Here is an 11471-nt window from a genome sequence, read left to right on the forward strand (position 1 = left end):
CCCTGGCTGGCATGCCCCGTCAATTTATCGCTGCGGCAAATACTGCAGCGGGTTTACGGATTTCCCCTTGTAACGAATTTCAAAATGCAAGCGTGTAGAACTGGTTCCGGTGCTACCCATGGTAGCGATTTTTTGCCCCGCCTTAACTTCTTGTTGTTCCCGGACCAGCATTGTGTCGTTATGGGCGTAGGCACTCAGGTAATCATCGTTGTGTTTGATGATAATAAGATTACCGTAACCGCGCAGAGCGTTACCGGCATACACAACGCGTCCGTCTGCGGTCGCGATGATAGCCTGTCCCTTACTTCCTGCGATATCGATCCCTTTGTTCCCTCCTTCGGAGGAAGAGAAGTTCTCGATAACCTTACCGTCAGTTGGCCAGCGCCAGGTTGAAATTGGCGAACTGGAACTCATACTGCTGGCAGTCGGTTCAGTAGAGCTAACCACAGGTGCCGTAGCCGGTGCTGTGACAGCAGTCGCAGTCCCTTTATTATTCGGCAACATTTTGTTAGCAGTCTGATCACCTGAATCTTCAGAATACGTAATTACAGGTTGTGAAGCAACCACCGTGGTGGATTTTTGTGCAGGCTTAACGCTGTTATTTTGCGCGGTCACGTCGGCTGCAGAGACGGTATTGCCAGGCGTAAGCGGCGTACCCGTTGCGTTGCCCACCTGGAGCGTCTGCCCGACTTCCAGCGCATACGGTGCCTGGACGTTGTTGCGCTGCGCGAGGTCACGGAAATCGTTCCCGGTGATCCACGCAATATAGAACAGCGTATCGCCACGTTTCACGGTATAGGTGCTGCCGCCGGTATAGCTGCCTTTCGGAATGTTCCCATACTGACGGTTATACACTATGCGGCCATTTTGGGTCTGAACAGGTTGTTCGACTGGCTGAATCTGTGTTGGCTGTGTAACAGGATGTTGCACAGGCTGAATTTGTGGTGTTTGCTGCGGCGCAGCAGTGCCCATTTTAGGCGGCGGCGTGATCAACATTCCGCTGGACGTGTTACCGGAGCCGCTGTTTCCGCCAACAGAACTGACAGGCGCAGGTGCATTGTTAGAACTCGAACAGCCTGCCAGCCAGAGCGAAACCAGTGATAATGCCGCAACACGGCTGATGGTGAATTTAGGGCTTCCCGCGCTCATTTATCCCCCAGGAATGTGTTAACTACCAGTGACTTAAAATTAACCGTGATGGCACGACTCTTTCGCGCCACACCATACGCTGAATTTGCCTTAATAACCCTGGATAATTCCGAGTCTTAGGCCAGTTCCCCCTTTACCAGAGGCACAAAGCGCACGGCTTCTACGGTATCGATAATAAACTCGTCGCCACGTCGACGAACGCGCTTTAACAGCTGCTGCTCATCGCCAACAGGCAATACAAGAATGCCTCCCTCATCCAGCTGCGACAACAGGGCCGCAGGGATCTCCGGTGGAGCCGCCGTCACGATGATTGCGTCAAACGGGGCGCGAGCCTGCCAACCCTGCCATCCATCACCGTGTCGTGTCGAAACATTGTGTAAATCAAGTTGTTTCAGGCGACGACGCGCCTGCCACTGTAAACCTTTGATCCGCTCAACCGAGCACACATGATGCACCAGATGCGCCAGAATCGCAGTCTGATACCCGGACCCGGTGCCAATCTCCAGCACGCGGGAGTCGGGGGTGAGCTCCAGCAGCTCCGTCATGCGCGCAACCATGTAGGGCTGCGAAATCGTCTGGCCCTGCCCGATGGGCAACGCCACGTTTTCCCACGCTTTGTGTTCAAACGCCTCGTCTACAAATTTCTCACGCGGAACCTGGGCGAGCGCGTCAAGCACATGCTCGTCGCGGATCCCCTGTGCGCGAAGTTGTTCCAGAAGAGTTTGTACACGTTTGCTTACCATTGCGCGTTCACTCCTGCGCGATCAAGCCAGCCCGACACCACATCATGCGCGCTATACGCGGTTAAATCTACGTGCAGCGGCGTTACCGAGACATAGCCTTCATCCACAGCGGCAAAGTCAGTATCCGGCCCCGCATCGCACTTATCGCCAGGAGGGCCAATCCAGTAGAGCGTGTTGCCGCGCGGATCCTGCTGCGGGATGACCTGATCGGCCGGATGACGGCTCCCGCAACGCGTGACGCGAATGCCCTTGATTTCATTCAGCGGGAGATCCGGCACGTTGATGTTGAGGATGCGTCCGGTACGCAGCGGTTCACGGCTAAGTGCCCGCAGGATAGAACAGGTTACCGCTGCCGCCGTGTCGTAATGAGTGTGACCATTTAACGATACCGCCAGCGCCGGAAAGCCAAGATGACGGCCTTCCATTGCGGCCGCCACGGTACCAGAGTAGATAACGTCATCACCCAGATTCGGCCCGGCGTTAATCCCGGAAACGACGATATCCGGGCGCGGGCGCATCAGCGCATTCACCCCCAGAAAAACGCAGTCCGTTGGCGTGCCCATCTGCACGGCAATATCGCCATTTTCAAAAGCAAAGGTGCGAAGCGACGACTCCAGCGTCAATGAGTTAGACGCTCCACTGCGGTTACGATCGGGAGCCACGACCTGCACATCCGCAAATTCGCGAAGGTGTTTCGCCAGCGTCTGAATGCCTGGGGCATGGATCCCGTCATCGTTACTCAGCAATATTCGCATAATCACCCGACGTGTTGATAAGTTCCCTGACAACACTGGTGGCAAAGCTACCTGCCGGCAGCCAGAAGCGTAACTCAACGGTTACGTCATCCCACCAGTTCCAGCTTAACTGCTGCGGGTAGAGCAACATCGCCCGGCGTGCTGCTTCGACTTTTTCCCGCACCAGCAATGATTGTAATTCTTGCGCTTCGGCCACGGCTGCCTGCTCCGCGGCCAGCGCGTCACCCTGCGTACCCCAGTCGCCCGTGCCGGGCAAGGCTGCGGTGATCATCAGCGTTTTAGCGTCCACGCGCGACTGTACATCGGCCATTTCTTCGGCCGTTGCCACAAACCAGCTACCGCGTCCCGCTAATTGTAGCGCATCGCCGACAACAACTTGATTCGCGTCCGGTTTTTTCAGCCGTTCGCTTACGATCTGATTAAACAACGCACTGCGGGCCGCCGACAACCAAAAACTGCGTTTATTCCTGTCACGCACCGGCGCATCGCTCTGCGCCCAACGCAGTGCGCCCTGCAGGTTACTGCCGCCGATGCCAAAACGCTGTGCGCCAAAGTAGTTAGGCACACCGCGTTCATTGATGGCCTGCAAGCGTTTTTCCACGTCGTCACGGTCGGTCACTTCACGCAGTACGAGGGTAAAGTTGTTACCTTTCAACGCCCCCAGACGCAGTTTGCGCTTGTGACGGGCGTACTCCAGCACCTTACAGCCCTCAAGCTCAAATTTGCTTAAATCAGGCATCGCATTGCCGGGAACGCGCGCGCAAAGCCACTGTTCGGTGACCGCGTGTTTGTCTTTCTGCCCGGCGAAGCTCACTTCGCGGGCATGGATTTTCAGAAATTTAGCCAGCGCATCGGCCACAAAGCGGGTATTGCAGCCATTTTTGAGGATGCGCACCAGAATATGCTCGCCTTCGCCGTCCGGCTCAAAGCCCAAATCTTCCACGACCACGAAATCTTCGGGGCTGGCTTTCAGCAGACCACTCCCCAGCGGTTTACCGTGCAGGTAGGTCAGGTTGTCAAAATCGGTCATTTGCTCGCCTTCACCAGCAGCGCCACGGCTTCGCAGGCGATGCCTTCGCCGCGACCGGTAAAGCCCAGTTTCTCCGTGGTGGTCGCTTTGACGTTAACGTCATCCATATGGCAGCCCAGATCTTCAGCGATAAATACGCGCATCTGAGGAATATGCGGCAGCATTTTAGGGGCCTGAGCGATGATCGTCACATCGACGTTACCCAGGGTGTAGCCCTTCGCCTGAATACGGCGCCAGGCTTCACGCAACAGCGCACGGCTGTCTGCGCCTTTAAACGCCGGATCGGTGTCCGGGAACAGCTTGCCGATATCGCCCATCGCCGCCGCGCCCAGCAAGGCGTCGGTTAAGGCGTGTAATGCCACGTCGCCATCAGAATGCGCCAGCAGCCCTTTTTCATAAGGAATGCGCACGCCGCCAATGATAATTGGGCCAACGCCTCCAAAGGCGTGTACATCAAAACCGTGTCCAATTCGCATTATGCCTTCTCCTGATGGGTCGAACGGGTAAGATAAAATTCCGCGAGCTGTAAATCTTCCGGGCGCGTCACTTTTATATTATCAGCGCGCCCTTCAACAAGCGTTGGGTGGAAACCGCAATACTCCAGCGCAGAGGCTTCGTCGGTGATGGTCGCACCTTCTTTAAGCGCGCGCGTTAAGCAGTCGTGGAGTAATTCGCGGGGGAAAAATTGTGGCGTCAGCGCGTGCCAGAGATCGACGCGCTCAACGGTATGCGCGATAGCCTGTTTGCCAGGCTCGGCACGCTTCATGGTGTCACGTACCGGTGCGGCCAGAATGCCACCGACTTTACTGGTTTCACTTAGCGCCAGCAGACGCGCAAGATCGTCCTGATGCAGACACGGGCGCGCAGCGTCGTGGACCAGCACCCACTGGGCATCGCCAGCGGCCTGGATGCCCGCCAGCACGGAATCGGCGCGCTCGGCACCGCCATCAACGACGGTGATCTGCGGATGAGCGGCCAGCGGTAACTGTGCGAACCGGGCATCGCCCGGACTGATGGCGATGATGACACGCGTCACTCGGGGGTGCGCCAGCAGCGCCGCCACGGCATGTTCGAGGATCGTTTTATCGCCAATAGAGAGGTATTGCTTAGGACATTCTGTCTGCATGCGCCGGCCAAAACCCGCGGCCGGCACCACGGCGCATACGTCCGAAAAAGTCACTGCCATGTCGTAATCCTGGGCCTGATTATCGATTGTTTTGTGCTGAGCCCTGATTGCGTTTAGACGCATCCGGAACCAGACGATAAAAGGTTTCGCCCGGTTTAGTCATACTGAGTTCATTGCGTGCGCGTTCCTCAATCGCCTCCTGCCCGCCATTGAGGTCATCAATTTCAGCAAAGAGTTGATCGTTTCGCGCCTTAAGTTTGGCGTTAGTTGCCTGCTGAGCCGCGACGTCATCGCTTACCCGGCTATAGTCGTGCAGTCCGTTTTTACCGAACCACAGCGAATATTGCAGCCAGACCAGCAGAGCCAGCAACAGCAGCGTTAGTTTACCCATCCTGCCCCCTGAAAAACGGCATCTTCATCCCACAACGCCCCCGGCGCTCTATGCCGGAGTAACAGAGATGCCGCAACATCGCGGGCAAATGTACCACATTTTTTCCGCAGAATCGCCCTGCTCAATATCGTCACACAGTTGGTTACGGTTTGAATTATGGCTGAAGTTAGCCCATGAGCCACAAAAATAACAGACCAAACATCAGGACCACCGTCACAATCGTGACAACGGTGCTGTACAGCAGTTTGCCGTTAAGCAGTGAATGCAGGGCGATGCCGACGACAACCGCCACGGGCATCAGCGCCAGGAAGAAGGGCCAGGTGTAGAGAAAGAAGAACAGCGTGTTACCGCCGTAGATGAGAAACGGGATGCCCAGCGCCAGCAACCACGAGACGAAGCCGACGAAGGCCCCGGGAAAGGACCAGGTCGTCTCGTCGTCGGTCGCTATCGGATCCGACCCGGTGGTAATCATGTAGTTTTCACTGTTGCGCATAGCTAATCCTGTGACCGTGACTCATCGTTCGGGAAGACAGCTCCCGAACGATACCGTCTCAGGATCTGATAATATCGTCCCGTCTGAGCAGGTCTAATAATTGGCTTACTAAATTTGTTACCAATTGTTGACCTTCCAGGTGAATCTCAGGGGATTCAGGCGCTTCGTAGACCGAGTCGATGCCGGTGAAGTTTCGCAGCTCACCCGCGCGGGCTTTTTTGTACAGCCCTTTCGGATCGCGCGCTTCGCAGATTTCCAGCGGCGTATCGACAAACACCTCAATAAATCGATCCTGACCGACGCGCTCGCGTACCATCTGCCGCTCGGCGCGGTGAGGCGAGATAAACGCGGTCAGCACCACCAGCCCGGCATCCGCCATCAGGCTGGCCACTTCCCCAACCCGACGGATATTCTCCTTGCGGTCTTCATCGCTAAACCCTAAATCACTGCACAGGCCGTGACGCACGTTGTCGCCATCCAGCAGGTAGGTGCTCACCCCCTGCTGATGCAGCGCCTCTTCCAGCGCGCCCGCGACCGTCGATTTACCGGAGCCGGACAGCCCGGTAAACCACAGCACAACCCCACGGTGGCCGTGGAGTTGCTCCCGCTGAGCGACGGTAACCGGATGAGGATGCCAGACGACGTTCTCATCATGGGCGGCCATTACTTGCCTCCCAGCAGATCGCGTGCACCCCAGTGCGGGAAGTGCTTACGCACCAGCGCATTCAGTTCAAGCTCAAAGGCGCTGAATTCAGACACCGCTGCCGCCTGTTGATTAGGCTCGCGCACCATGCCTGCACCAACGGTAACGTTGGTCAGGCGATCGATAAAGATAAGTCCACCCGTTACCGGATTTTGCTGGTATTTGTCCAGCACCAGCGGCTCGTCAAAGGTGAGATCCACCAGGCCAATACCGTTCAGCGGCAGTTCGCTCACTTCACGCTGGGTCAGATTGTTGATGTCCACCTGGAACTGGATACCGTCCACGCGGGCGCGCGTTTTCTTACCGGCAATTTTGATGTCGTAGCTTTGGCCTGCGGTCAGCGGCTGTTCAGCCATCCACACCACATCCACGGCAGCACCCTGCACCGCCGCCAGCGCTTCCTGCGCATCCACCAGTAGATCGCCGCGGCTGATATCAATCTCATCTTTCAGCACCAGCGTCACCGCTTCACCGGCACCCGCTTCCTGCAGATCGCCATCAAATGTGACGATACGGGCAATGGACGACTCCACACCCGACGGCAGCACTTTGACGCGCTGCCCCACCGTGACGGTGCCCGAGGCGAGGGTGCCGGAGAAGCCGCGAAAATCGAGGTTCGGGCGGTTCACATACTGCACCGGGAAGCGCATTGGCTGGGTATCCACCACGCGCTGAATTTCAACCGTCTCCAGCACTTCCAGCAACGTCGGGCCGCTGTACCACGGCATGTTGGCGCTCTGGGAGGCGACGTTATCCCCTTCCAGCGCCGAGAGCGGCACAAAGCGAATATCAAGGTTACCCGGCAACTGTTCAGCAAAGGTCAGGTAGCTCTGGCGGATCTCCTCGAAGGTCTCTTCGCTGAAGTTCACCAGATCCATTTTATTCACCGCCACCACCAGGTGTTTGATCCCCAGCAGCGTGGAGATGAAGCTGTGACGACGGGTTTGATCCAGCACGCCTTTACGGGCGTCGATCAGCAGGATCGCCAGCTCACAGGTTGATGCACCGGTGGCCATGTTGCGGGTGTACTGCTCATGCCCCGGCGTGTCGGCAATAATAAATTTGCGTTTCTCGGTGGAGAAATAGCGGTACGCAACATCAATAGTGATGCCCTGCTCGCGCTCCGCCTGCAGGCCGTCCACCAAAAGCGCCAGGTCGAGCTTTTCGCCCTGAGTACCATGACGTTTGCTGTCGTTATGCAGGGAAGAGAGCTGGTCTTCATAGATCTGACGCGTGTCGTGCAGCAGGCGACCAATCAGCGTGCTTTTACCGTCATCAACGCTACCGCAGGTCAGAAAGCGCAGCAGGCTCTTGTGTTGTTGCGCGTGCAGGTATGCTTCTACGCCGCCTTCGTTGGCAATTTGTTGGGCAATCGTGGTGTTCATGGCGGCTCCTTAGAAATAACCCTGACGTTTCTTCAGCTCCATCGAGCCTGCCTGGTCGCGGTCAATGACGCGCCCCTGTCGCTCGCTGGTGGTCGATACCAGCATCTCTTCGATGATCTCTGGCAGCGTTTGCGCGTTGGACTCCACCGCGCCGGTCAGCGGCCAGCAACCAAGAGTACGGAAACGCACCATCTGTTTTTTGATCACTTCGCCCGGCTGTAAATCAATGCGATCGTCGTCGATCATCATCAGCATGCCGTCACGCTCCAGCACCGGGCGCTCAGCCGCCAGGTAAAGCGGAACGATCTCGATATTTTCCAGATAGATGTACTGCCAGATATCCAGCTCGGTCCAGTTGGAGAGCGGGAAGACGCGAATGCTTTCGCCTTTGTTGATCTGGCCGTTGTAGTTGTGCCACAGCTCAGGACGCTGGTTTTTCGGATCCCAGCGGTGGAAGCGGTCACGGAAGGAGTAAATACGCTCTTTGGCGCGGGATTTCTCCTCGTCACGGCGCGCACCGCCGAAAGCGGCGTCAAAACCGTACTTGTTCAGCGCCTGCTTCAGCCCTTCGGTTTTCATGATGTCGGTGTGTTTGGCGCTGCCGTGAACAAACGGGTTAATGCCCATCGCCACCCCTTCCGGGTTTTTATGCACCAGCAGCTCACAGCCATAGGCTTTGGCGGTACGGTCGCGGAACTCATACATCTCACGGAATTTCCAGCCGGTATCCACGTGCAGCAGCGGGAACGGCAGCGTACCCGGATAAAACGCTTTACGCGCCAGATGCAGCATCACGCTGGAATCTTTGCCGATGGAGTACATCATCACCGGGTTAGAGAACTCGGCGGCCACTTCGCGGATAATATGGATACTTTCCGCTTCAAGCTGTCGCAGGTGAGTAAGTCGTTTTTGGTCCATAACCGTTCCTTAAGCCAGATTCACCACAGAGGAGCCAAACCCCTCTGAGTCTGTTGTATGTTGAAACCAGGCGAGCGTGCTGTGCAGCTGTACCACTTCGCCCACCACAATAAGCGCGGGCATCGGGGCGTCTTTCGCCAGGACTGCAAGGTCTTGTAGCGTACCGGTCACCACACGCTGATCGACGCGGGTGCCGCGAGAAATCACGGCCACCGGCGTTGTCGCCTCGCGACCGTGCTGAATAAGTTGTTCACTGATGTCCGCCGCCTTCATGGTGCCCATATAGATGGCCAGCGTCTGTCGGCTCTGGGCGAGATGCGACCAGTCAAACGGCGTGCTGTCGGCCTTATAATGACCGGTCACAAAGGTCACGCTCTGGGCGTAATCGCGGTGCGTAAGCGGAATACCGGCGTAGGCCGTTACCGCGGAGGCCGCCGTAATCCCCGGCACCACCTGGAACGGCACGCCCGCTTCGGCTGCCGCCTGCAGTTCTTCGCCACCGCGACCAAAGATGAACGGATCGCCCCCTTTCAGGCGCACCACGGTTTTGCCTGCTTTCGCTGCAGCAACCAGCATCTGATTGGTGTCGTGCTGCGGTACCGAGTGCTCGCCTGCGCGTTTACCCACGCAGATTTGCTCGGCATCGCGACGAATTAGCTCGCGCACACCGTCGGTGACCAGATGGTCATAGAACACCACGTCCGCGTCTTGTAGCACCTGCAGTCCGCGTAAGGTCAGTAACCCGGCATCCCCCGGACCTGCCCCCACCAGAATGATCTCCCCGCCCGTGCTGCCGGGGTTATCCAGCTCGTCTTCGAGAATTTTTTGCGCAGCCGTTTCATTACCGGCGTGCATCAGGCTGGCAAAGCGGCCACGGAATACCCGCTCCCAGAAGCGACGGCGTTCCGTTACGCTGGTCAGGCGGTTTTTCAGATGGTTGCGCCAGTAGCTCGCTTTCTCTGCCATACGTCCGAGACTGGTTGGTAACAGCGCTTCAATCTTTTCCCGCAGCACGCGCGCCAGCACCGGTGCGGTACCGCCGGAGGAGATCGCCACCAGCAGCGGCGAGCGGTCGACAATCGACGGGAAGATAAACGAGCACAAAGGCTGGTCGTCGACCACGTTCACCAGGCGGTAACGCGCCTGAGCGGCCTCGGAAACGCGTCGGTTGAGTTCGCGATCCTCCGTCGCTGCAATCACCAGCACCACGCTGTCGATTTGTGACTCGTCGAACTCCGCTTCTGCGACAACCCGCACCTGCGCGCCCGCGCGCTGCAGAAACGCGATTTTGCGATCGGCAATTTCCCCCGTACCCACAACCAGTACCGGTTTTTCTTTAATCGCAGCAAAAAGGGGCAGATAGTCCACAAGCAACAACTCACTAACAACGAGGAATAGAGGGACTATAGGGGGCGGCTTAGACCGAATGAAATTACGAATTGGAATGAGTAGTTACTCAATGGAATAACGCGATGAAAAAGCAAATATCAAAAAGTGCTTAACACGCGAAATTTCGGGCATTTAAGAGCAATTCAAATTGTGTATGGCCGATCACAGTTTCATACTAAGCGGGTTATAATTTTGCTCTGTTTTTAAGGACTCACTATGTTTTCCGCAATGCGCCACCGATACGTTGCCCTGGCGCTCGGCGTTTGCTTTATCCTTCCGGCTCAGGCAAAAAATCAACCGTATGGTGAAATCGCCAATATGCAGGCGCGGCATATTGCCACCGTTTTTCCCGGACGCATGACCGGTTCCCCTGCGGAAATGCTTTCCGCTGACTATCTTCGCCAGCAGTTTGCCGATATGGGCTACCAGAGCGATATCCGCTCGTTTCACAGCCGCTATATCTACACCTCACGAAATAAAACAAAAAACTGGCATAACGTGACCGGCAGTACCGTTATTGCGGCACATGAAGGTAGCGCGGCTGAGCAGATCATTATTATGGCGCACCTGGACACTTACGCGCCCATGAGCGACGCCGATACCGATAACAATCTGGGCGGGCTGACGCTGCAAGGGCTGGACGATAACGCGGCAGGTCTGGGCGTGATGCTTGAACTGGCCGAGCGAATGAAAAACATTCCGACAAAATACGGTATTCGCTTTGTGGCAACCAGCGGCGAAGAGGAAGGCAAACTCGGCGCGGAGAATTTCCTTAAGCGCATGAGCGCTGAGGAGAAGAAAAATACGCTGCTGGTGATTAACCTCGATAATTTAATCGTTGGCGATAAGCTCTATTTTAATAGCGGACAGAGTACGCCGGGTACCGTGCGTAAACTGACCCGTGACCGGGCGCTGGCAATTGCGCGCAGCCATGGCGTGTATGCCACGACCAATCCTGGCGGCAATCCGGCTTATCCGCGCGGAACGGGCTGCTGTAACGACGGTGAAGTGTTCGATAAAGCGGGCATCCCGGTGCTGTACGTCGAAGCCACCAACTGGGCGTTAGGCAAAAAAGATGGCTATCAGCAGCGGGCTAAAACGAAAGCCTTTCCGGACGGGACGAGCTGGCATAACGTGATGCTGGATAATCAGCAGCATATTGATAGCGCACTGCCGCAGCGCATTGAGCACCGCAGCCGCGATGTGGTGAAAGTGATGCTGCCGCTGGTGAAGGAGCTGGCGAAAGCGGGGAAAGCCTGAGGTCGTGCGGCCTGATGCCCCACCCCAACCCTCTCCCACCGGGCTGAGGAATCCCCACTAATTTTTTATTAGTGGTTTCAGAGGATTAGAATGAATATTTTGCGAGCAGTTAGATTCACTCAGCTCGTA

General features: G+C 56.6%; 13 protein-coding genes. 1 reads left to right on the plus strand and 12 read right to left on the minus strand.

Annotated elements, in window-relative coordinates; translation table 11 throughout:
* Positions 1-24 precede the first annotated feature (24 nt).
* The 12 genes from nlpD to cysG all read right to left on the minus strand — a co-directional run bounded on the left by nlpD (position 25) and on the right by cysG (position 10052).
* Positions 25-1149, minus strand: a complete 1125-nt coding sequence (gene nlpD, locus AC2FAK_RS16440) for a murein hydrolase activator NlpD (RefSeq protein WP_029883176.1) — start codon at positions 1147-1149, stop codon at positions 25-27.
* A 116-nt stretch (positions 1150-1265) separates the two neighbouring features.
* A complete protein-coding gene (locus AC2FAK_RS16445; protein ID WP_013098496.1) occupies positions 1266-1892 on the minus strand; it encodes a protein-L-isoaspartate(D-aspartate) O-methyltransferase in 627 nt (208 codons plus the stop codon).
* Complete coding sequence (surE, locus tag AC2FAK_RS16450) at positions 1886-2647, minus strand: 5'/3'-nucleotidase SurE (RefSeq protein WP_029883175.1); 762 nt, start codon at positions 2645-2647, stop codon at positions 1886-1888. The genes AC2FAK_RS16445 and surE overlap by 7 nt, the downstream gene beginning before the upstream one ends.
* Positions 2628-3677, minus strand: a complete 1050-nt coding sequence (truD, locus tag AC2FAK_RS16455; protein ID WP_040023576.1) for a tRNA pseudouridine(13) synthase TruD — start codon at positions 3675-3677, stop codon at positions 2628-2630. Before truD ends, surE begins: the two co-directional genes overlap by 20 nt.
* Positions 3674-4153: a 2-C-methyl-D-erythritol 2,4-cyclodiphosphate synthase gene (ispF, locus tag AC2FAK_RS16460; RefSeq protein ID WP_095455284.1), complete on the minus strand. Its 480-nt coding sequence runs from the start codon at positions 4151-4153 to the stop codon at positions 3674-3676. Before ispF ends, truD begins: the two co-directional genes overlap by 4 nt.
* Complete coding sequence (ispD, locus tag AC2FAK_RS16465; protein WP_013098500.1) at positions 4153-4863, minus strand: 2-C-methyl-D-erythritol 4-phosphate cytidylyltransferase; 711 nt, start codon at positions 4861-4863, stop codon at positions 4153-4155. The genes ispF and ispD overlap by 1 nt, the downstream gene beginning before the upstream one ends.
* A 19-nt stretch (positions 4864-4882) precedes the next feature.
* On the minus strand, positions 4883-5194 hold the full coding sequence (gene ftsB, locus AC2FAK_RS16470; RefSeq protein WP_003862095.1) for a cell division protein FtsB: 312 nt from the start codon (positions 5192-5194) through the stop codon (positions 4883-4885).
* Positions 5195-5360: 166 nt separating this feature from the next.
* Entirely contained in the window at positions 5361-5687 is a 327-nt protein-coding gene (locus AC2FAK_RS16475) for a DUF3561 family protein (protein WP_013098502.1), read from the minus strand.
* Positions 5688-5745: 58 nt separating this feature from the next.
* The gene (gene cysC / locus AC2FAK_RS16480; RefSeq protein ID WP_013098503.1) at positions 5746-6351 is read right to left on the minus strand and encodes an adenylyl-sulfate kinase; all 606 of its coding nucleotides are present in this window, start codon (positions 6349-6351) and stop codon (positions 5746-5748) included.
* Complete coding sequence (gene cysN, locus AC2FAK_RS16485; RefSeq protein ID WP_095455283.1) at positions 6351-7775, minus strand: sulfate adenylyltransferase subunit CysN; 1425 nt, start codon at positions 7773-7775, stop codon at positions 6351-6353. The genes cysC and cysN overlap by 1 nt, the downstream gene beginning before the upstream one ends.
* A gap of 9 nt (positions 7776-7784) precedes the next feature.
* Positions 7785-8693, minus strand: coding sequence for a sulfate adenylyltransferase subunit CysD (gene cysD / locus AC2FAK_RS16490; protein ID WP_008499613.1), 909 nt, complete (start codon positions 8691-8693; stop codon positions 7785-7787).
* A gap of 9 nt (positions 8694-8702) precedes the next feature.
* Positions 8703-10052 carry a siroheme synthase CysG gene (gene cysG / locus AC2FAK_RS16495; protein WP_170942756.1) on the minus strand — a complete coding sequence of 450 codons (1350 nt, stop codon included), beginning with the start codon at positions 10050-10052 and terminating at the stop codon, positions 8703-8705.
* 246 nt (positions 10053-10298) lie between these two features.
* Between cysG and AC2FAK_RS16500 the strand changes: the two genes are divergently transcribed.
* On the plus strand, positions 10299-11342 hold the full coding sequence (locus AC2FAK_RS16500; RefSeq protein ID WP_013098506.1) for an aminopeptidase: 1044 nt from the start codon (positions 10299-10301) through the stop codon (positions 11340-11342).
* Positions 11343-11471 lie beyond the last annotated feature (129 nt).

It is taken from the genome of Enterobacter cloacae complex sp. 394F7 (assembly GCF_057320385.1).